This is a genomic window from Phycisphaera sp., from assembly GCA_025916675.1.
GTDB lineage: Bacteria > Planctomycetota > Phycisphaerae > Phycisphaerales > UBA1924 > JAHCJI01.
This window is the reverse complement of record CP098402.1, coordinates 159,418-178,940: the sequence shown is the minus strand read 5'-3', so window position 1 is coordinate 178,940 and position 19,523 is coordinate 159,418. Positions and strand designations below refer to the sequence as shown.

The 19,523-nt window shown below is 65.8% G+C and carries 18 protein-coding genes; 7 read left to right on the top strand and 11 right to left on the bottom strand.

Translation table 11 applies throughout. The annotated features are described in order from the left end of the window. Window positions 1–21 precede the first annotated feature (21 nt). A complete protein-coding gene (locus NCW75_00755; GenBank protein UYV12831.1) occupies window positions 22–1,857 on the top strand; it encodes a hypothetical protein in 1,836 nt (611 codons plus the stop codon). Window positions 1,858–1,899: 42 nt separating this feature from the next. Here the strand turns inward: NCW75_00755 and NCW75_00750 are convergent, their stop codons facing one another. Both NCW75_00750 and NCW75_00745 read right to left on the bottom strand, forming a co-directional pair. After that, a complete protein-coding gene (locus tag NCW75_00750) occupies window positions 1,900–2,706 on the bottom strand; it encodes a hypothetical protein (protein UYV12830.1) in 807 nt (268 codons plus the stop codon). Further along, window positions 2,703–3,236 carry a sigma-70 family RNA polymerase sigma factor gene (locus tag NCW75_00745; GenBank protein ID UYV12829.1) on the bottom strand — a complete coding sequence of 178 codons (534 nt, stop codon included), beginning with the start codon at window positions 3,234–3,236 and terminating at the stop codon, window positions 2,703–2,705. Before NCW75_00745 ends, NCW75_00750 begins: the two co-directional genes overlap by 4 nt. A 393-nt stretch (window positions 3,237–3,629) precedes the next feature. Between NCW75_00745 and NCW75_00740 the strand changes: the two genes are divergently transcribed. Beyond that, window positions 3,630–4,358 carry a DUF1559 domain-containing protein gene (locus tag NCW75_00740; GenBank protein UYV14208.1) on the top strand — a complete coding sequence of 243 codons (729 nt, stop codon included), beginning with the start codon at window positions 3,630–3,632 and terminating at the stop codon, window positions 4,356–4,358. A 194-nt stretch (window positions 4,359–4,552) separates the two neighbouring features. Continuing rightward, window positions 4,553–5,599, top strand: a complete 1,047-nt coding sequence (locus NCW75_00735) for a peptidylprolyl isomerase (protein ID UYV12828.1) — start codon at window positions 4,553–4,555, stop codon at window positions 5,597–5,599. Window positions 5,600–5,614: 15 nt separating this feature from the next. Here NCW75_00735 and NCW75_00730 read toward each other — a convergent pair whose 3' ends face one another. After that, window positions 5,615–6,583: a DUF6268 family outer membrane beta-barrel protein gene (locus NCW75_00730; protein ID UYV12827.1), complete on the bottom strand. Its 969-nt coding sequence runs from the start codon at window positions 6,581–6,583 to the stop codon at window positions 5,615–5,617. Between the two features lie 373 nt (window positions 6,584–6,956). On the opposite strand from NCW75_00730, the gene NCW75_00725 reads away from it, so the two are divergent. Together NCW75_00725 and NCW75_00720 are read left to right on the top strand one after the other, a co-directional pair. Further along, window positions 6,957–7,862 carry an ATP-binding cassette domain-containing protein gene (locus tag NCW75_00725; GenBank protein ID UYV12826.1) on the top strand — a complete coding sequence of 302 codons (906 nt, stop codon included), beginning with the start codon at window positions 6,957–6,959 and terminating at the stop codon, window positions 7,860–7,862. A gap of 118 nt (window positions 7,863–7,980) precedes the next feature. Further along, a complete protein-coding gene (locus tag NCW75_00720) occupies window positions 7,981–8,142 on the top strand; it encodes an entericidin A/B family lipoprotein (GenBank protein ID UYV12825.1) in 162 nt (53 codons plus the stop codon). A gap of 47 nt (window positions 8,143–8,189) precedes the next feature. Here the strand turns inward: NCW75_00720 and NCW75_00715 are convergent, their stop codons facing one another. Together NCW75_00715 and NCW75_00710 are read right to left on the bottom strand one after the other, a co-directional pair. Next, entirely contained in the window at window positions 8,190–9,488 is a 1,299-nt protein-coding gene (locus tag NCW75_00715; GenBank protein UYV12824.1) for an alpha/beta hydrolase, read from the bottom strand. A gap of 8 nt (window positions 9,489–9,496) precedes the next feature. Then, the gene (locus NCW75_00710) at window positions 9,497–10,447 is read right to left on the bottom strand and encodes a hypothetical protein (protein ID UYV12823.1); all 951 of its coding nucleotides are present in this window, start codon (window positions 10,445–10,447) and stop codon (window positions 9,497–9,499) included. Between the two features lie 69 nt (window positions 10,448–10,516). Between NCW75_00710 and NCW75_00705 the strand changes: the two genes are divergently transcribed. Further along, window positions 10,517–10,885 carry a hypothetical protein gene (locus NCW75_00705; GenBank protein UYV12822.1) on the top strand — a complete coding sequence of 123 codons (369 nt, stop codon included), beginning with the start codon at window positions 10,517–10,519 and terminating at the stop codon, window positions 10,883–10,885. A 4-nt stretch (window positions 10,886–10,889) separates the two neighbouring features. On the opposite strand, the gene pheA is transcribed toward NCW75_00705, so the two are convergent. The 4 genes from pheA to rplM form a co-directional block, all read right to left on the bottom strand. Then, a complete protein-coding gene (gene pheA, locus NCW75_00700; GenBank protein ID UYV12821.1) occupies window positions 10,890–12,017 on the bottom strand; it encodes a prephenate dehydratase in 1,128 nt (375 codons plus the stop codon). Window positions 12,018–12,065: 48 nt separating this feature from the next. Then, a complete protein-coding gene (locus NCW75_00695; protein UYV12820.1) occupies window positions 12,066–13,448 on the bottom strand; it encodes a hypothetical protein in 1,383 nt (460 codons plus the stop codon). Window positions 13,449–13,586: 138 nt separating this feature from the next. Further along, on the bottom strand, window positions 13,587–14,039 hold the full coding sequence (gene rpsI, locus NCW75_00690) for a 30S ribosomal protein S9 (GenBank protein ID UYV14207.1): 453 nt from the start codon (window positions 14,037–14,039) through the stop codon (window positions 13,587–13,589). 131 nt (window positions 14,040–14,170) lie between these two features. Beyond that, the gene (rplM, locus tag NCW75_00685; protein UYV12819.1) at window positions 14,171–14,605 is read right to left on the bottom strand and encodes a 50S ribosomal protein L13; all 435 of its coding nucleotides are present in this window, start codon (window positions 14,603–14,605) and stop codon (window positions 14,171–14,173) included. Between the two features lie 278 nt (window positions 14,606–14,883). Here rplM and NCW75_00680 point away from each other — a divergent pair, with 278 nt between their 5' ends. Beyond that, a complete protein-coding gene (locus tag NCW75_00680; protein UYV12818.1) occupies window positions 14,884–16,407 on the top strand; it encodes a CPBP family intramembrane metalloprotease in 1,524 nt (507 codons plus the stop codon). 5 nt (window positions 16,408–16,412) lie between these two features. Here the strand turns inward: NCW75_00680 and ubiA are convergent, their stop codons facing one another. Then, window positions 16,413–17,345, bottom strand: coding sequence for a putative 4-hydroxybenzoate polyprenyltransferase (gene ubiA, locus NCW75_00675; protein ID UYV12817.1), 933 nt, complete (start codon window positions 17,343–17,345; stop codon window positions 16,413–16,415). A gap of 93 nt (window positions 17,346–17,438) precedes the next feature. Then, complete coding sequence (locus NCW75_00670; protein ID UYV12816.1) at window positions 17,439–19,283, bottom strand: M12 family metallo-peptidase; 1,845 nt, start codon at window positions 19,281–19,283, stop codon at window positions 17,439–17,441. Between the last annotated feature and the right edge of the window lie 240 nt (window positions 19,284–19,523).

Sequence of the window (19,523 nt, the reverse complement as noted above, 5' to 3'; positions counted from 1 at the left end):
AGAGCTATGAACGAGACGAACATGGACCAGAGCACCAACGAACAGCAACGCCTCACCTCCGCCGGCCTGACCGAGGATATCCGAGGCGTGATGTCCGACATCGAACGCCGGCTCGACCGCCTGCGTGTAGCCCACGCCGACCGCGAACGCGAGCGAGAAGAGCTCGAATCACGCAGCGCGGCTGTTGAGCACAAGGCGCGGGAGCTCGATGCCGCGGCAACGGAACTCGCCGAACGCCAGCAGGAGCACGAGCGGGCCGTTGCTGCCGCCGAGGCCCGGTTCGTCGAGCTCGATCAGCGCGAGGTCCAGGCCCGCGAGGCGTTCGAGAAGGCGAAGTCCGAGCACGACGCCGTGCGCAACGAGCTGGCCCGGCAGAGCGAGCAACTCGAACGCGATCGCGAAGCATTCGGCACCGAACGCGAAGGCTTCGAGGCCGAACGGGCTCGCACGCACGAACTGGCAGAGGAAGCCGCCCAGCAGGTGAAGGACGTCGAAGACGATCGGGCAGCGCTCGAAGCAACCGCCCGCGAGATCGACGAACGGCAGAAGGATCTGGACGACCAGGCCTCGACGCTGGCCGAGCGCGTGCGCGAGATCGAGCAGCAACGCCAGGCCCTTGACGCCCGGGCCGAGCAGCTCAAACAGCAGGACCAGAAGCTGGCCAACCTGAGCCGCGAGGCCGCCGAGCAGCGCGAGAAGCTCTCGGGCGATAGCTCCGACCTGGAGCAGCAGAAGCAGTGGCTGGCCGAGCAGACCAAGCAGGCCGACGTGCTCCGCGCCCGCGTGAAGAAGCTCGAAGACGAACTCGAAGCGGCCAGAGAGCAGCTCGCAGAAGCCTCGCAGACGCAGGTCGCGTCGGCCGAGATCGATGAAACGGTCGCCGAGGAACTCGAACTGACTCGCGGCAAGCTGCGCGACGCGGCCGGGATCATCGCCAAGCTCCGCGAGCAGGCCGACCGGGCAGGATCGGGCGGCGATGCCCAGCCCGCGAGCCCCGACGGCGAGCACATCCGCCGTCGCCAGCGGAGGCTTCGCTTCGTTCGCCAGACGCTCCAGCAGGAGCACGCCAAGATCGCCAAGGCCAGCGAGTTGATGCGACAGCGATCCGCCGCGTTCGTCCAGCAGGGCGCGGGCGGTGTGGCAACCCACGCCAAGACCAAGCCCGCCGCGACCGGCCCCATGGCTGCTATCGCACGGATGGGCATGGGCATGGCCGGCGTCGCGGTGGCCCTCGCCGTGCTCGCGGGGGTGAGCTGGATCGCCGCGGGCGAGATCGCGGCACCGACGTACGCCGCCAGCGTCACCGTGGCCCACGATGCTCGGGGCCGCGAGGTGCTAGCCGAAGATCTGGCCGGATGGCAGGCCTTCCACGAATCGCTGATGGACGACCCGCGGTTCTACGAGTTCGCCGCCGATCGCATGCGGCAGCGCGGCCTGCTGGAGTTGGGCGACGCGGTGTCGGTCAAGGCGTTCGTCGAGGGCTCGGTCAGTTGGGTCTCTGGACGAGACGGCGAGCTGATGATCGAAGTCCGCGAGCAAGGCGCGGGCCGGGCCCGGCGTGTCGCCGAGACGCTGGCGATCGCGCTGGTGGGCCAGGCCAACACCGCCCGCGAACGCCGCCCCGATGGGCTCCCCAGCGTGATCTCCAAAGAAGCCACCCCGGACGATCGCCCGCTGACCAACGAGCAACCGATGCTTGCTGGCGGGGTGTTGGTGGGGCTCGCGCTGGTGAGCGCGGCCCTGGGCGGGCTTGTGTCACGCCGCGTGAAGCGGGTGCGCGATGAGGTCGCCGCCGAGGGCCACACCGACATGAACGACATGGGCGAACAGCACGAAGGCCGCATCAACATCGGTTGACCGCGGCCTCCTCGTGGTGTGCATTTTTGTTTGACGCCGGTGTTAGATCGCGATGGTCGCGTCGAGCATAACCTGACGCATACCGGTGGCCACGTTGACGCTCACCAAAGCAAGACGCATGCCGTTGTCGAGCGTGATATCTTCGATCCGCTGGCGGGTCAGGGGACCCTCCGAAGCGAACTGGCGGATCGTGCGGCCGATACGGCCGTTGGCGTCGAGCGTGACCAGTGCGTATTCGACATTCTCTTCGGTCGGAAGGAACTCACAATTCAGGTAGGCGAGTTGCTTCTCGTCGAGGTGTTGCAGCGTAACCGCCACGTTGGATGTGGGATCAACCGGCGTGAAGTAAAAGTTCTTCGCCAGGTGTGGCCTGAGCAGGAGGTCTCTCGCTTCGGCGCCATACGCACCGACCGCGCTATCGAGGGCCACCTTGCCCTCGAAGCGATCGTTGAGATCCTGGTACCGGAGCGTCGAGTGGCCAAACGCCACGCCGAACGCGACCGCAGCGGCAGCGGCGGCGATGGTCCCGATGCGCCAGCCGCGAGAAACCCCCCCACTCTTGCGGATGCTCAGGGGGGCGTCGTCGTCGGCTTCCGAAGCCTTGGCGACCGCGTCGGCCAGCATGGCTTCACGCACGGCGGAAATGACCCGGCTGCGCATTTCAGGTGATGGGGATACTGCGGGCAACACGCCCTCCAAGTTGGCTAAACGGGCCTGCTCGTCGCGCACGCGCAGTTGCGTCGCGGGCGGAGCGGCGTCGAAGGCCGCGTCGAACTCGGCGGATTCATCCTCCTCGAGCATACCGAGCGCGTCAAGGACAGCGAGTTCAATGAGATCGATAAGGTTCATGTGGCGGATTCCTCGACAGCTCTCTCTCGGAGACGTACCAGCGCTCTGCTCAGAGCGGACTTGACCGTGCCGATGGGCGTGTCCAATTCCTCGCCAATCTGCCGGAGCGTCTGCCCCCCTAGATACGCACGAACCACCACGCGCTGTTGCAGTTCGGGCAAGGTCTTTACGAGTTCGAGAACGTCTCGATAACGCTCGTCTTGCTCCAGATGCTTCATTTCGCCCGATCCATCGCCGGGCATGTTGCCGCTGGAATCCCCTAATGCGGTCGTCTTCAGCCTCGCCTGGCTCCGACGGAGCCGGTCGACGAGGTGCCGCCGGCTGAGCAGCATGACCCAGGTCACCAGGGCGGCCCGCTTGGGGTCGTAGCGGTCGGCGGTCTTCCAGAGGCGGACGAAGATCTCTTGGACGGCATCCTCAGCGTCGGCCCGCGTGGGCATGGTCTGGTAGGCCATCCGATACACGAGCGAGCCGAAGCGGTCGTAAAGATCGCCTAAGGCGGCCTCCTCACCGGTCGCGACTCGGCTCATCAATTCGAGATCAGCTTTTGGGTCCCTTGGATGCCTGGTCATATCCCACCTGCCGAGCCGGGCTATACCGGCAGCACGGATATGCCAGCCGATGGCCCAATGTTTCTATTCGTTACGCAACCGATCAGGATCCGTGCGAAAATTTCCGATCGATACGACCAAGTGCCCAACTCGAGCAATTTGATTGGTATATGTTTGGATAATTACTGTTCGGATCTTGACGAAGAGCAAATAAAAGCCTTGTTTTCACCTATTGCTTTCGTGTATACTTGACGCACACGACCAGCCGCTTGGGGAACGCGGATGAGTGGGGTGACCGTGAAATTACGTCCAATGAGCCAGATTCGGCATGCGACTCGCGGACCTCGGGGTCACCGAGGGGCGTTTTCATTGGTGGACGTCATGGTCTCGATCGCGGTTATTACGGTGCTTATTTCGTTGATGATGCCCGCGATCTGGAAGGCCACCGAGACCGCCCACCGCGTCGTGTGCTCGTCCAACGTTCGGCAGATCGGCATTGGTATGCTGATGTACGCCGACTCGAATCAGGACTACATCCCCCCCACCACGTTTTATGACCCCTCGGAGAATCGGGCCGAGCAAATGCTCATCTTGCGGCTTTCGGGCGTGTCGTCGGCCCCAACCGATTTCAGTCCCGAAACCGGAGGCTGGGACGGGCTGGGCCTGCTCTACCATGGCGAGTATCTTGACAACGCCGCGTGCTTCTATTGCCCCTCGCACGATGGCGCGCACCCGATTTCGGAGTATTCGGATAGCTTTGGTGACATTCCGGCGATCGTTGTTGGCAACTACCAATACCGCGGAGCGGGTCCCGATGGCCAACGCCACTTGGGCAAGATCGAACCCCGCCGCACGGCCCTCATCGCTGATGGCATGCGTCTCCGCAGCGACTACAACCACAACGACGGATCCAACGTCATGCGCGCCGATCTCTCGGTGACATGGTTCCGTGATTACGGTGGCAGGATCTTGTCCCGCTTGCCCCTCGATGAGGCCAGTGCCCGGTCGTCGATTGTTATGGAAGCCTGGGATCTCATCGACCGCCAGTTGGATGGCGGAGGATCAGACCGGGGCGATTCGGGTTCACCCAGAGTCAACTGAGACGGCGACTCCAAGTCGTGTTGGATGCGGAGTTGGGCATTGCCCCACTCCGTTTTTGTTTGGATTTATCGCGTGAAGTAGATTCTTCGACCCTGCGGGACCAACCACCGTACCGTTGTGTTCTGCGGGTTTCGCCCGACGGATGGAACGAGCGGGCACACACCTGAAACACGAGTCACCGAGGAGGATCGATCATGGGTACCCATCGAGCCCTGGCGGGCACGCTCACCGGCCTGCGAGTTGTTGTGGCCATCGTCGTGCTGCTGGCCTTGCTGCCAGCAACGACGCATGCCCAACTCTCTCCCGATCGCACGTACTACGGATTCGATCGTGAAGTCCCAGTCACGGTGGCCATGCCCGAGGGACAAGAGGGCGAGACCAGCATCGTGCTGTTCAACGCCAGGGGCGACCGGGTTGCGCGGGCCGAGGTGCTCCCCGGCCGGGTCGACCTTGCGAGCTTCTTCCCGATCCTTTGGGACCAGACAACGCCCATCGTGCTGTACGCGCAGCTCTTCGTAGGAGCCGAGGGTGGTGAGGGCGGCGAGGGCGATCAGGCCAATGGAACGCCCGTCGGTGCCCCGCTGGTTGTGCAGCCGATGGTCACGCCGAGGCGCGCTTCAACGGCCAGCGGCCAGATCGAGTGGGACAACGCACCTCGGATCTTCTCGGGCCTTCGTATTTATGTCGACAAGTTGCTGAAGCTGAACACCACGGAGGGCACGATGGTGTTCCGGCTCCGTCCCGACGAGGCGCCCAATACCGTGTGGCATATCCGCGAGTTGGCGGCCGGCGGCTTCTACACCGACATCGCCTTCCATCGTGTGCTCCCGACGCACCCCTCGGGCAAGCCGTTCGTCATCCAGGTGGGCGACCCGATCGCGACGGGCAACGGCGGGCCGGGTGTGTTCATCGATCTCGAACCCAGCACGCTCGAGCACGATTTCGGCGTGCTGTCGATGGCCCGGACCCCGGACCCCGATTCCAACGGCTCGCAATTCTTCGTCGCGCTCAGCCGCGAGGCGACGGTCCACCTCAACGGGGTGTACACGGCCTTTGGCGAAGCCGTCGAGGGAGCGGAGGCGATCGTGGCCATCGAGCGCACGCCCCTGGCCGACGCCCGGAAGGGCAAGCCGGTCGAGCCGCCCCGCATCACGACGGCCGAGCTGGTCGACGCGCCGCCCTTTGGCACCGGGCCCGAGCCCGTGACGCGGCCGGTCAATCCCGGCGCCGGCGAGCGATAGCCGGCGAGGCTCGGATCAGAAGCTGTACGACAGGCCCGCGTGGAGCATGAGCGTGGGGTCGGTCTCGACGCGGCTGAGGCGGTTGCCGTCGCTGTCCTTGACCTTAAAACGCCGCCAGAGCTGCGAGCCCACGCCGGCGGTGACCTCGACCCCCGGCGCGGGCGTCCAGTTCACGCCCAGCATGAGGTCGATGGCCTTGTCCTGGAACACGCCATCGGGCGCAAAATCGGTGTCGTCCAGGCGGAATTGGCGCTCGTCGTAGCCGGCCTTGAGGTTGAAGGCGAGCTCTTCGGTGGCTTGGTACGAGAGGACGGCGCCACCGATGGTGGCCAGCTTCAGGGTCCATTGCTCGGCGAGCTGGAACTCGGCGTCGACCTGGGGGATCGGGAAGATCTCGGTGTCGTTCTCGAGCTGGCTCTGGGCGAACACGGTCACGCCCAGCGTGACGGTTGGCGCAACGCGGTAGGTGGCGCCCACGCCAGCACGCCAGACGATGGAGTCGCCCACGTCAGCGGTGCGCTCGCGGGCGACCCCGACACCGCCCACGGCCAGCACGCTCCATCGCCGGTCAATGGCGTGGGCGACGAGCAGATCGAAGTTCTGGCGGGTGAAACTGCTGAATGGCGCGCCGTCGACGGGGTCGAGGCCGAACGCCCCGTCGAAGTCGTAGTGGGCGAACTCGTTGCTGACGTCGAGGATCATCTGGGTGCGCTGCGAGGCGAGCCAGGTGATGGAGAAGTCGGTGCGCGTGCTGACGGTCGTGGCGTCGCCCCCGCCGCCAATGTGCGGCACGCTCTGGGCGTCGATGGACGCGCCGACCTTGTAGAGAAATCGAGGCCGGGACGGCTGCTGGGGCTGGGCGTCCTCGGGGCCAGCTTCGGGCGCAGCCGATGCCTGCGCGGGCTGCTCGGGAGGAGCTTCCTCGGATTGGGCCATGGCCACGGGCGCGGCGAATATGAAGCAGACGGCGATGGCAATTCGCATGTGGGGCTCCTGGGCCGGACCGTGGCAAGACCGGGCGGGGCAGCAAGGATAGTCTCCACTAATCTCGTGGGAATGGGGGGCCAGGGATGCCGCCGCCAGTGGATTGGTGGCGTTGTGGCTGCTGGCGTTGGCGGCGGGTCTTGATCGACCGCGGAAGATGCTGCGGTGCCGTGTGGCACGCTGGCCTGCGGGCCGAGGCGGTGCAGCCCGATCGGATTACAGCGTGCCCGGAGTGCGGCGTGGGGTACGTACGGGCGTGGCGGGGGGTGGTCGCGTTGGGTGCGCCCGGCACCATCTTGTGGCTTCGGCAACGAATGATCGCCTGATCAAGCGAGGCCTGCCCGGCCCCATCGAGCCCCATAGGATGGCCGCCATGACCCCACCAGCCGCCCCAGTCGCTCCCACCGATCCCGCCACCAAGCCAAGCCTTCCCGGCGACGGCGAGCCGCCGCTGCTGTCTGTAAAGAACCTCAAGACCCACTTCCCCGTCCGCAGCGGCCTGCTGCAGCGGGTGACAGGGTATGTGAAGGCCGTCGATGGCGTTAGCTTCGACCTGGGCCGGGGCGAAACGCTGGGGCTCGTAGGAGAGAGTGGCTGCGGCAAGACCACGGTCGGCCGGACGCTGCTGAAGCTCATCCCCGGCTCGGGCGGCACGGTGACTTTCGAGGGCAAGGATGTCATGAGGGCCCAGGGCGCCGAGATGAAGGCCCTGCGGCGGGACATGCAGATCATCTTCCAGGACCCCGCCGGCAGCCTGAACCCGCGCATGCGGATCGCCAGCATCGTGGGCGAGCCACTGATCGTCCACGGCATGGTGAAAGACCGCCGCCAGCTCCGCAAGCAGGTCGAGGAACTGCTCGTGCGCTGCGGCATGCCCGCGGCGGCGGCGGATCGGTACCCGCACGAGTTCAGCGGCGGACAGCGCCAGCGCATCGGCATCGCCCGGGCGCTCGCGCTCGAGCCCAAGTTCATCGTGTGCGACGAGCCGACGAGCGCGCTCGACGTGAGCATCCAAGCCCAGATCATCAACCTGCTAACCGACCTCCAGGAAGAGTTTGGGCTGAGTTATCTCTTCATTAGTCACGACATGGCGGTCATCCAGCACGTGTGCAAGCGCATCGCGGTGATGTACAAGGGGCAGATCGTCGAGACCGGCTCGCGCGACGACATCCTGAAGAATCCCCAGCACCTGTACACCAAGAGCCTGCTGAGCGCCGTGCCCGAACCCGACCCGAGGCGGGTGAAGGAGCGGGTGATCTTCGAGGGCGGGGCGATGTAGGCGGTCCCCGCGGGGCGATGGGTGAATTCGGGTTCACCCCCGGGCAGGGCGGGCCGTTGGGGCATATATTCCAGTTCGTAACACCGGCATGCCGCCGGGGCAAACATGGAGAAGCAGCATGGACCGCAACACCGAAACGAAGACAAGCTTGGTTCGCACCGCCCTGACTGGAGTGCTCGTCGCGATGGCCGTGGCCGCCGCCGCGTGCAACACGATGGAAGGTGCCGGTGAAGACGTTGAGGATGCCGGTGAGGCCGTGCAAGATGCGGCCGATGGCTGAGAAGACCTAGAACACCGACGAATGAAGCGGCCAACTTGGCCGCTTTTCTATTGGCCTTCGTCGACGCGCACATCGGCGAGGCGTTCGAGGTAATCCTTAGGAAACTCCCAAAAACCGGTGTCGTCGTTCTTCACGAGCCCCCGTTGCTCGGGCGAAAGTCCGTAGATCAGCAGCAGGCCCACGTCGCCGCTGACCCAGGGGTCGCGTTGGTAATAGCTGTGGCCCAGCAGGTCGCCGAACTTCTTCTCGGCCCGGGACACGTCGATGGCCTCGGTGTGGTCGAAATGGTGGATGGCCTCGAGCTCCCAGTCGTGCAGGTGGCCGACCGAGTCGCCCAGGCGGTCCTGGTGGCTCAGCCAGCGGCTGAGCGAGAGGGCGCGGTCGCTGCGATTCGCGTAGAACACGACGCGCTCGGCCATCTCGTGGAAGCCGTCTTCGCGGGCGGCGAAGAAGCCCATGAGGTCCATGTCGGGCGCGGCCAGCACGAAGCGGCCGATGCGGAAGCGTTCGAGCAGTTGCTCGCGTGATAGGTCGTGGTTCATCAAGCGCAGCTCGCGCAGGCCATGGATGGCGATGGGCGAGCCCGCGCTGTGGGCGATGATGTGGATATTCCGCGCGTTGGTATTGTCGGCCAGGAACTCGATGAGCTGGCGGAACTGCCGCGTGGCGTAGGCGGCGTTGGCGGCGTTGGCCTTGTCGGCGTTGTAGCCCAGGATGGCGTGGCGACTGGGCCAGGCGAAGCTGAGCACCACGCCCTTGCGGCCGGCGAAGTGCCAGAACTCGGCGGCCAGTCCGGTGTTATCAGGGAAGGTCGTGTTGTAGCCGTGGACGTAGATGATGATGTCGGGGCGGTGGGTGTCTTCCAGCAGGCCGTTGAATGCGCCGAGCCAGGAGTCGACGCCCGCCGGGTCGATGGCCTTGTGCGTCTCGTCGATCGCTTCGGCAATCGCGGGGATCGGCAGTGTGCCTGGCATCACGCCGTGGTGCTCGTAGCCCGCGAGCTCGACCTTGGGCGATTGGCCCGTTCGCTTGTCGGTGCTCGAAGCCGCAACGAGTTCGTCCCAGGCTCGCTCCGCACCGATCTCGACACGAGCGATGCCCAGGCGGGTGAGCGGGCTGCGCTCGTCGTCGAAGGGGTGGGTCGCGTCCTCGGGGACCGCCGGCCGGCGCACGCTGGCGATGAATACCGGAACCGATCCCTGGCGAGACTCTGGAACCTCGGCGAACGGATCGACGATGCCAAGTACGATCGACTCTGGCGTGGGCATGAGGCGTTGGGGCTTGCGGGCGCAGGCACCGGTGGTGAACAAGACGATGCTGAGCACGAGAGCGAGGAACTTGGCCATGGCTAAGGCTATCCGCGCTGATTCGCTGTGAAGAGGAGGCGGCGGAGGTCGTCGCGGAGAAGGCCGAGGGCGGAGAATTGCTGGACGATGGCGGTGAGGGCGGCGACCAGTATGACAATGGGCACGGTAGATATGAGGAACCGCAAGAGGGCCCGCATCAAGCCTCCGCCGGGTGCTTGGACTCCGAACCCGTTGAACCCGATCTGGACGACCGCACCCGCACAGACGACGAGCACGGCGATGAGCGACTTCTTCGCGAGCGACATGGCCCGACGGTTCGTTGCTCGGCGAGCGATGGCACGCAGATATACGGAGCCGCAACTGTGCTGCACGATGAAGAGGATGGCGACCGCGGGACCAAACAACGCGAGGACCGCGGGCACGACCAGGCTAAACACGACAAAGAACACCAGCGTCGCGATCAGCGCCACCGCAGACCATCGGGCGCACGTGGCACTGCGTGTGTCGGCGTGCTGCGAGAACCTCGGGTCGGGCGTGGTAACCAGCCACCACCCGGCGACATACGCGCCCACACACACCATCGCCGTGACGACGACCAAGACCTCGGACGCCCACGAGGGCAGCGTCCATGGCAGGATCATGCCGAGCACGATAGACACGACAATTCCACCGACGAGGGTGATGACGATCATCCCGATCGCGACGCGCACCAGCCACAGCCCGCGTTCGAGGCGGGCAAGGTAGGCCGGGCTTGCGTGCACGAGACCCTCGCCATAGAACGACTCGACGACTGGCGCGCCGCACTCTGGGCAGGGACCGTCCGCGTCGAGGCCCTTGAGTTCGTACCCGCAGCTGATGCACGGCATGGCCGAAAGCCAGCCGCAGCCCTCGCATGGCTCGTTCAGCGATCGGCCCGTGAGGTCTCGCCCGCACTGCCCGCACACACGCTTTGGAGCAATGGGTCGTGGACTTGGGAAGGTGCGTTTGGGATTGGCCACGCGGGATGCTAGATCGGGCGGCCCGAGAAACGCGGCGTGCCAGGACGGAGATCGTCACTATGATCAGGCATGACAAGGCGATGGGCTTCGAAACGTACTTGGACCGCGATCATCGTGGCCATCGTGCTCATGGGCGGCTTTGGAATCGGTCCGGCCGTGCTGCTCTTGCCTTCGGATGGGCCCGAACTCTCCGAGTCGGAGCGCGAACGCTTCCGGCTTGCGGAAGGCCTGTTGAGTTGGGGCACTTTTAGAGGCAAGAGCCGCGACGAAATCCAAGCGATCATGGGCGTGCCCGAGCAGACCGACTATTTCAGTGATTGGGACGAGGTCTACGTCTTGGGCCCCGAACGCGGTTGGTTGTCGATCGACCACGAATGGCTGGTCGTGAACTACGACGATCAGGGCAAGGCGATCGAGGCCGCGATCTTGTCGGACTGAGCCATTACAGCAGCCCCTTCGCCCGCGGATAACTCCCCAGCACCGTCAGCCGCCGGCACTTGGTCTTCGCATCCTCGATGGCCCCCACCACCGCCTCGTCCTGCATGTGGCCGGCGGCGTCGATGAAGAACATGTAGGTCCAGTTCTCACGGCCGCTGGGGCGCTTCTCGATGTGCGTCAGGTTCACGCCGTGGGCGCGGAAGACGGCCAGCACGTCGGCGAGCGCGCCCGGCTCGTCGCTGGTCTCGAAGAGCATGCTGGTCTTGTCCTGGCCGGTGCGGCCGGTGCGCTCGCGGCTGAGGATGACAAAGCGGGTGATGTTGTTGGCTTGGTCCTGGATTGATTCGATGAGCACGTTCAGGCCGTACAACTCGGCGGCGAGCGTGGTGCCGATGGCGGCGCTGCCGGGACGGGCACCGATCGCGCGGGCCTTCTCGGTTTCTTCGGAAGCCGTAATCGCTGCGCGGCTGGACGACGCCGCGGGGATGAGCTCGGCCTTGGGGTACCGGGCCGTCAGCCAGTTCTGGCACTGGGCGAACACCTCGGGCTTGCTGTGGATGCGCGTCACGTCTTCGGCCGGACAGCCGGCCATGAGGGCATGGCGCACGGCGACCTGGGCCTCGGCGTAGATCGACACCTCGCCAGCGTTCTCGATGAAGGCGTCGAGCGTCTCGACGATGCCGCCTGCCGTGCTGTTCTCGATCGGGGCGAGGCCGTAGTCGACGTGGCCCTTGATGACCTCGTCGAAGACCGCGCCGATGCTGGTGACGCTGGCGAACTCGACGCTGGCGCCGAAGTGGGCCCGGGCGGCCAGGTGCGAGTACGAGCCGGCGGGGCCGAGGTAGCCGATGCGCAAGGGACGCTCCAGTGCGAACGAGCCGCTCATGAGCTGGCGGTAGATGGCCTCGATCGTGGTGTCGCTGAGCGGGCCCTTGTTGCGGGCCTTGGCCCTGTCAAGCACCATGCGCTCGCGATCGGGGGCGTAGATGGGCGTGCCGTCGCTCTGCTTGCGCTGGCCGACCTCGACGACCAGGTTGGCCCGCTCGTTGAGCAACGCCACGAGCCGCTCATCGGCGTCGTCGATGAGGCGGCGGAGGTCTTCGAGTGGGCGGGGCTGGGCTTGCTGATCCATGCCCCAATTATCGGATGGCAACGGCCCCGGCGTGAGGGCGATCGCCCATTAGGGACACCCGGCATCGAAGGCGTTCTGGAAGGCGAGGAAGTCGAAGATGGTCAGGGAGCCGTCACCATCGAAGTCGGCGGCTGGGTCGCCAGACATGAAAAGATCTTGGAACGCAAGAAAGTCGTACACGTCCAAGAGGCAATCGCCGCTGAGGTCGAGACGGCAGCGCGGCCCAGGCTGCCAGCGGGCGAGGAAGCTGGGGCCACCGCTGAAGTCAATGAAGTTTCCGGCGACGTACAGTGCTGGCCCCGACCCGTCGTCGTGAACAAACATGTCGAATCCGCCCGAATCGACACCCTGTTGCAGTGGCTGTATTTCACCATCTCGTAGGCGGCCGATGCCCGATCGCTGTGCGATCTCGTTGCCGCTCACGAAGAGCGTTTCACCCGAACCATCATCGAAGGCCACGATGTCGATTGGCTGAAAGGGCAGCGGCAAGGCTGGATCCATCGGCGACCAACGCGTGCCGTCCCAGTTGGCCAGCCGTGTCGCGATATGGTCACCACCTTCCCGGATCCCGAAGCGTCCACCAGCCACCAGCACCTCCGCGCCATCGATGGTGTGTGGCAGCAATGGCCAGAACTCGTTGCTGAGTACTTCCTGCCCGGGCCCAGCGGGCACCGACCACTCCGAGCCATCAAATCGCCCGATTCCTGCGCCAGTGGCATCTCCAAGCCTGATGAATCGCCCCGATGCGTAGAGGTCGCCGGCGAAGCTGGTCATCTCGTATACCGCACCATCGGTCGGACCGCTCTCTCCGGCCGTCGACCAAGCGATGCCGTCCCATCGATGCACGCCAGGGGCAGGTTGTGCTGGACCAAACACGAAGTCGCCACCAACATACAAGTGCTCGCCATCGCCGAAATCGTGCGGCTGGATAGCAATTACGCGGCCGAGCAAGCCGGGCAACGATCGATCACCGAGCGTGGTCCACGTCGCACCGTCCCAGCGGACGATGCGATTGGCGTCGAGCCCAGCAGCCGTGGAAAACGCGCCACCCATATAGAGCGCCGGCCCGGTGCCGTTGTCCCACACCTCTAGCGCGATGACGCGGCCGTCCAGCTCCAGCCCCGGGCCGACAAGCCCGGGGACCGCCGACCAGCGTGTACCGTCCCACCTCGCTAGACCCGGCGCTCGCACTTCGCCGAACACGGGATCGATGATGACCTCGAAGTTGCCACCGGCATAGAGCATCGGGCCGGAGCCATCATCGAACACGATCATCTCGGAGATTCGGGCGCCAGCCTCGGGGAACCCGCCACGAATGGTTTCGATCAGTGGCACCCACTCCCCACACACCGACTGGGCGGACGCCACAGCAGCCGAGCAGCACACGGCTGCGAACAGAGTACGAGCCAACTGGAGAGTGGGATGGGGCATGGCGTATCTCCTTCGTACAGCCAGCATACAAGAAACCGGCCGGCTATGCAAGACCTTTTCAGCGTCTCAATCAGCCATGCGCACAAAGAAAAACGCCCGGATGACCGGGCGTTGAAGAAAGCATTGCTGGATTGGTGCTTACCGCTTCGAGAACTGGAAGCGGCGGCGGGCACCGGGCTGGCCGGGCTTCTTGCGCTCGACCTTGCGGGCGTCGCGGGACAGGAAGCCGGCATCGCGGAGGGCGTCCTCGAGGCTCGGGTCGTAGTCGCGCAGGGCGCGGGAGATGCCCAGGCGGACGGCCTGGGCCTGACCCATGTAGCCGCCGCCGTTGCAGCGGACGACCACGTCGAAGCGGCCCTTGGTGCCGGTGACGTCCAGCGGCGAGTACACGTCGGCGCGGTCGCGATCCTCGGTGAAGTACTCGGTGACGGGCTTGAGCTTCTTGCGGGTGCACTGGATCTGCACGTCGCCCTTGCCCTCGTCGGCGGCGGGCTTCATGCGCACGCGGGCCACCGCGCTCTTGCGGCGGCCGGTGCCCCACCACCAGCCGTGGCGGTCGGGCGGGACGGCCTCGCGCACCTTGCGGGTCATGGGCCCGCCCTGGTCGGTGCCCTCGTCGGCGGCGACGGCCTGGGCCAAAGCGCTGCCGCCCAGGAGGCTCGAGCCGCTCTGGCTGGCACCGGGGGTGGTTTCGGTCGAAGTCGGGGTGTTCTCGTCAGCCATTAGAGCTTCATCTCCACCGGTTGCTGGGCCTGATGCGGGTGCTCGCCGCCCGCGTACACCTTGAGCTTCTTGAGCATGACCCGGCCGAGCCGGTTCTTGGGCAGCATGCGACGGACGGCGTCCTCGACCAGCATCTCGGGCCGGCGCTCACGCAGCGAGCCGAAGGTCTCGACCTTGAGGCCGCCGGGGTAACCCGTGTAGCGGGTCCGCACGCTCTGGGCGTCCTTGCGGCCCGTGAGCTTCACGGCCTTGGCGTTGGTCACGACGACGTAGTCACCCGTGTCCACGTGAGGGGTGTACTCGGGGCGATGCTTGCCCATGAGCACCTGGGCGATCTCGGTGGCCATGCGGCCGAGCACCTGGTCCGTGGCGTCTACCACGTGCCAATTCTGCTCGACCTCACCGGCCTTGGCCATATAGGTTTGCCGACGCATTGCAATCTCCTGCGGCCGGCGACACAAAAAAACGTCGCCGGGGGCACTTCACATACGCCGCCTACCGGGCGGGGCGGGCACCCAGGCTGGTGGGCCGGGGTGCAAGATTGACCATCTCGGTCCGCCGGGCGGGGCAATGGCCACCAGCCACCACCGTCAGGCGTGAGGGGAAGCGTAGACCCGCTCTCCAGCCCGTCAAGCCCCACACCCCCGCCACCGGCGAGGTGGCTGGCCACCCGGGGTGGCCCGGGCCCCTCCCCTGGCCGATGATTGGGGCGATGGACGAGCATGACCAGACCCCCGGCGAGCTACACCCCCCCACCGAGCCGCCGTCGCCGACACCCGGGCCCCCACCCGACGCGGGCTCTCGCGGGGCGGCCCGCCTGGCGTGGCTGGTGTTGCTCGTGGTGCTGCCGCTGGTGGTGGTCATGCAGCAACTCCAGGCGTATGGCGGCCCGGAGGTCGACAAGTCCAAGATCGCCGCCCCGCAGGGCGAGGATGTCGAGATCTCGGCCCGGCTGGGCACGCGTGTGGCGTACGGCTACCCGCCAGCGGCATCGGCCCTCCAGCAGCAACTCGACGAGACGGTCATGACCCCGCTCCAGGAATTCCGCGCCGCCGTCGCGGCTGGGGAACTCGTTGGCCCCGAAGAAGCGGCCGACCGGCTGGACGGGGTTATCAACGATCTCGAAGGTGGAGCAAAGAAGTACTACTACCCCGGCGACCCCGATGACGAGGCGCGCAAAGCCCAGTTGCTGACCGATGCCCAAACGCTCAGGGACTACTACCGGGACATTGCCGAATCGGGCGATGCCGCCGAGGCGCTCGACGATGACGTGCTCGAAGGCATCATCGAGCGGCACGGCTACTTTGGCGAGCTCGCCCGCATTGCCAAGCTGCCTGAAGACCACGAACTCCGCGAGGAGCTGCTCGACGGCGCGATGCCGCCCTTGGTTCTCATGACCGCCATGATGGTGCTCATCGGCGTGTGCATCCTCGCCGGGCTGGGACTGGGCATCACGGCGATCATACTGATCGCCGGCAAGCGTGTGCGAGTCGCGATGGACAGGCCCATGCGTGGCGGGAGCGTGTACCTCGAATCGGCGGTGCTGTTCGTGGTGGGCTTCGCGTTGATTTCGGCCACCCAGACGATCGCGGCACAGTTCGGCGAGACCGCCGAGCTCGTCGCGGGCCTCCTGGGCACACTCGCCCAATGGCTGCTGCTGCTCGTGCCGTTGTGGCCGCTGCTCCGCGGCGTCTCGTGGGGCCAGCTCCGCGACGACCTCGGGCTGCGGGCACCGAAGGGCGTGATGGTCGAGATCCTCGCGGGCGTCGGGGGCTATCTCGCGTTGCTGCCACTCCTGATGGCCGGCGTAGGCATCATGCTCGTGCTGCTGGGGGTCCAAGAGCTGATCTTCCCGAGTGATCCCGATGCCGCGGGCCCCTCCAATCCCATCCTGGAGATGGCCCGCTCCCTGGACCCGTTCATCCTGGTACTGCTCTTTGCGCTGGCCACGATCTGGGCACCGCTCTGCGAAGAGCTGATCTTCCGCGGCGCGCTGTTCCGCCACCTGCGATCACGCATGGCCATACCACTCGCGGCCATCCTCAGCGCCCTGGTGTTCGGCATGATGCACGGCTACGCGGGCGTCCAGCTCATCCCAGTCACGGTCATCGGCTTCAACTTCGCGTTGATCCGTGCGTGGCGCGGCTCGCTCTACGGCTGCATCGTGGCTCACGCGCTCAACAACGCCGTCGTGCTCACCCTGCTGTTCGCGTTCGCCCACGTGCTGTTCGGCTGAGCGGCCTAGACCAGCACGTCAACGAGGCCGGTGATACCCAGCAGCACGCTGACCATGCCGTTGAGCGTGAAGAACGCCATCGGGATGCCCGCGGCCCCACGCTTGGCCAGCACGACGTGCTCGTACACCAGTAGCGCGATGGCAGCGACCACACCGATACCGAAGACCACGCCGAACTTTGGATCGGCGATCAACACTCCGATCAAGCAAGCAATCGCGCCAACGTGCATGATTCGGCTGAGTGTGTTCGCGCGTTTCCAACCAAAGCGTGCTGGGATGCTCCGCAGGCCCGCCTCCCGGTCGAAGTCCAGGTCCTGCAGCGCGTAGATCGCGTCGAAGCCGGCGACCCACAGCAGTACCATGCCCGCCAGCAGCCAGAGTGCCGGGTTGGAGAGTGTCTCGATCCCACCAACCGCGATCGCCGCGGCCAGCGGGCTGGCCGCCAGCGCCCCGCCCAGGAACACGTGGCACAGCCAGGTGAACCGCTTGGTGAATGAATAGAACGCGATCCACGCCAGCACGGGCGCGCCCAAGATGGCCGGCCACCAGTTACCGAAGAACACCCCGAAGAGCGCGCACGCCGCTAAAAACAGCCCGGCGCACGCGGCCAGCGTTGTCCAGCCCGCCGCCGGTGGCAAGGTGCCCGAGGCGAACACGCGCCCCCTGGTGCGGGGGTTGGCCGCGTCGATGGCCCGATCGGCCATGCGGTTGACCACCATGGCCCACGTCCGGGCCGCCACCATGCACACCAACACCAATGCCAGCAACCCGGCCATGCGGGGCCAATCGACACCACCGGACCCGACACGCGGAGCCACCATGAACGCGCCAAGCACCGCAAACGGCAACGCGAACACCGAGTGCGCCAGCTTGATGTCGCGGGCGATGAGCGCGATCGCACCCTGGGCCGGGCGGACGGTCTGGGCGTGTGGGGTCATCACCCAAATGTACGCCCTGGCCGAATAGAAAACGCCCGACCAGCATGGTGCTGGCCGGGCGAAGGGAAGCTCAGTCGAGTCGCCGGAGGTTGATCAGTTGCAACCCGCGCCGAACTGGTTCTGGAACTCCAGGAAGTCGAACACGTTGAGCACCGTGTCGTTGTTGAAGTCGGCCCGAGGATCGCCGCTGCTGAAGAAGGTCTGGAACGCCAGGAAGTCGAAGATATTGGTTGCACCGTCCATGTTCAGGTCGATGCGGCAGAACTCGTCGACGCTGACGCTATCGATGAACCACGCGTCGGCGGCGTCCGACCCGATGGCCGAGATGCGCAGCCGGAACTCGGTGCCGCTGGCCTCCAGGGGCAGCTTCCACTGGTTCAGCACGAACTGGTTCTGGTCGCTGCCATCGGACTGGATCGCACCCACCGGCTCCCAGACCTCGTTGAAGGTCGAGAAGTACTCGACGCGGAGGAACTTGCCGCTCTCCACGAAGCGGTGCTGGGACCAGATGCTGACGAAGGAGGGCTTCACGCCCGGGGCGGGCACGTCGTGGCGGGTCGTGGTCAACGTGCCGCCCGGCTGGAAGGTCAGGGCGTTGGGCGCGGTGAACGGGTTGAGCACCGACGGGGTGATGAGCACCGATGAAGCCTCGGCCCACTTGTCCGGGTCGAGGTCACGCGACGCGTCGAAGTTGTCGATGAACGGCAGCGGCTGCGGATCGGGCTCGGTCACGAGCTCGGTCACGCACGGCACCGCGTCCAGGAAGTTGCGGATGATGTTCTTCGACGAGTTGCCGAAGCGGCTGATGTCGCCCGCGCACCCGCCGATACCTGCGCACATGATGCGGCAGTCGCCGCCGGAACAGTGCGGGGCGTTGTTGTTGTGCCCCAACTCGTGGGCATGGACCGCGATGCGGGCCCCCGTGCCGAGCGAAACATACTGGTTTACGTTGTATCCGCGGGTGGTCGTGCAGGTGCCCGACAGCCAGGCCACGCCCAGCGTGCCACCGGCGAAGTTCCGCCCGCTGATCAACGAAGCCGTATCGCGACGGACGGTCGAGTGACGCGTGCGCCACCAGTTGGTCATCTGGTTAAGCAGGCCACCACCATCGGACGTGGTGTACGGATCGTCGGGATCCGACCGGATGATAATCGTGGTGATCTCGATGGCCGTGTCCACGTCACGCTCGTAGATGTTCGAGACCGCGTTCACCTGGGCCTCCACGGCCGAAGTGACCGACGCCTCGGACGAACCGCGGAGGAGGTAGAACTCGTGGTCGGCGTCGATGGCCAACTCGAGCAACAGCGTCTCATCCACACCGGGACCGTCGGGATTCTCGTTGTTGAACAAGCCGCCAAGTGGGTTATCCACCGTACCGCAGACACCGCCAACGGCCGAGATGTCGTCTGCGTTGAGGTGGACGACATGCAACGAAGCGTCCGCCCCGGGCACGCGCTCGCTCAGGGGCTGGACGATCCAGGTGCCCCCAGCGCCCTCGCCGAGCGAGATGACGGCCGAGAGCGAGCCCTCGAAGAAGCCGGCGGTGATGCTGCTGCCGGGCACACCCTCGACAACCCCGCGATACGTCGTGGGGGCGGGCGGCACGATGCGCTTCAGCGAGCCATCGGCCTGCTGCGCCAGCACCTGGAAGTCGGGCGAGCGCAGGCTGTGCGGCCACAGGTCGATCGACACGGCCTGCTCGCCGAGCATGACCGACGTGCTGATCGAGCCCTGGGCATCGACGTTGAAGCCCATCCGCTCGATCGAGTACTCGATCAGGTCATCGAAGACGAGCGGCGATTGCGGCCCGCTCGCGGCGGGTGCGCCCTCTTGCGACAAAGAGCCCTGGGCCAGCGAAACCGTGGCCGAGGCGAAAAACGCCACCGCACACGCCAACACGCTCGCGGCGGACCCGCGAGTCAAAGAACGTCCGATCATGAAGATCAACCTCCCCGGATGTGCCCCGCCGAGCTTGGTCTCGAGCGGGACGGGTTGACAAGACCCGAACATGAGCACACAGGCAGGCATGCTCCGGGTCATGGGTACGCGGGGGGTTAGCCCCCCCTCTCACGAGGCGTTACGGCAACAGCCCGCCCGACTTGTGCAACCTACCACGATTGCTCGCTTCGGGCCAACGCGAGCCCGCCGTGATGTCGTGTTTCTGACGTCTGACGGTTT

Excerpts from the sequence above, each read along its gene's own strand:
- rpsI (UYV14207.1), bottom strand. The coding sequence starts at position 14,039 with ATGACCCGCAAGGTGCGCGAGGCCGTCCCGCCCGACCGCCACGGCTGG.
- rplM (UYV12819.1), bottom strand. The coding sequence starts at position 14,605 with ATGCGTCGGCAAACCTATATGGCCAAGGCCGGTGAGGTCGAGCAGAAT.
- NCW75_00730 (UYV12827.1), bottom strand. The coding sequence starts at position 6,583 with ATGCGAATTGCCATCGCCGTCTGCTTCATATTCGCCGCGCCCGTGGCC.
- NCW75_00755 (UYV12831.1), top strand. The coding sequence starts at position 22 with ATGGACCAGAGCACCAACGAACAGCAACGCCTCACCTCCGCCGGCCTG.
- NCW75_00695 (UYV12820.1), bottom strand. The coding sequence starts at position 13,448 with ATGCCCCATCCCACTCTCCAGTTGGCTCGTACTCTGTTCGCAGCCGTG.
- pheA (UYV12821.1), bottom strand. The coding sequence starts at position 12,017 with ATGGATCAGCAAGCCCAGCCCCGCCCACTCGAAGACCTCCGCCGCCTC.
- NCW75_00750 (UYV12830.1), bottom strand. The coding sequence starts at position 2,706 with ATGAACCTTATCGATCTCATTGAACTCGCTGTCCTTGACGCGCTCGGT.
- ubiA (UYV12817.1), bottom strand. The coding sequence starts at position 17,345 with ATGACCCCACACGCCCAGACCGTCCGCCCGGCCCAGGGTGCGATCGCG.
- NCW75_00745 (UYV12829.1), bottom strand. The coding sequence starts at position 3,236 with ATGAGCCGAGTCGCGACCGGTGAGGAGGCCGCCTTAGGCGATCTTTAC.
- NCW75_00720 (UYV12825.1), top strand. The coding sequence starts at position 7,981 with ATGGACCGCAACACCGAAACGAAGACAAGCTTGGTTCGCACCGCCCTG.
- NCW75_00705 (UYV12822.1), top strand. The coding sequence starts at position 10,517 with ATGACAAGGCGATGGGCTTCGAAACGTACTTGGACCGCGATCATCGTG.
- NCW75_00715 (UYV12824.1), bottom strand. The coding sequence starts at position 9,488 with ATGGCCAAGTTCCTCGCTCTCGTGCTCAGCATCGTCTTGTTCACCACC.
- NCW75_00670 (UYV12816.1), bottom strand. The coding sequence starts at position 19,283 with ATGATCGGACGTTCTTTGACTCGCGGGTCCGCCGCGAGCGTGTTGGCG.
- NCW75_00735 (UYV12828.1), top strand. The coding sequence starts at position 4,553 with ATGGGTACCCATCGAGCCCTGGCGGGCACGCTCACCGGCCTGCGAGTT.
- NCW75_00725 (UYV12826.1), top strand. The coding sequence starts at position 6,957 with ATGACCCCACCAGCCGCCCCAGTCGCTCCCACCGATCCCGCCACCAAG.
- NCW75_00680 (UYV12818.1), top strand. The coding sequence starts at position 14,884 with ATGGACGAGCATGACCAGACCCCCGGCGAGCTACACCCCCCCACCGAG.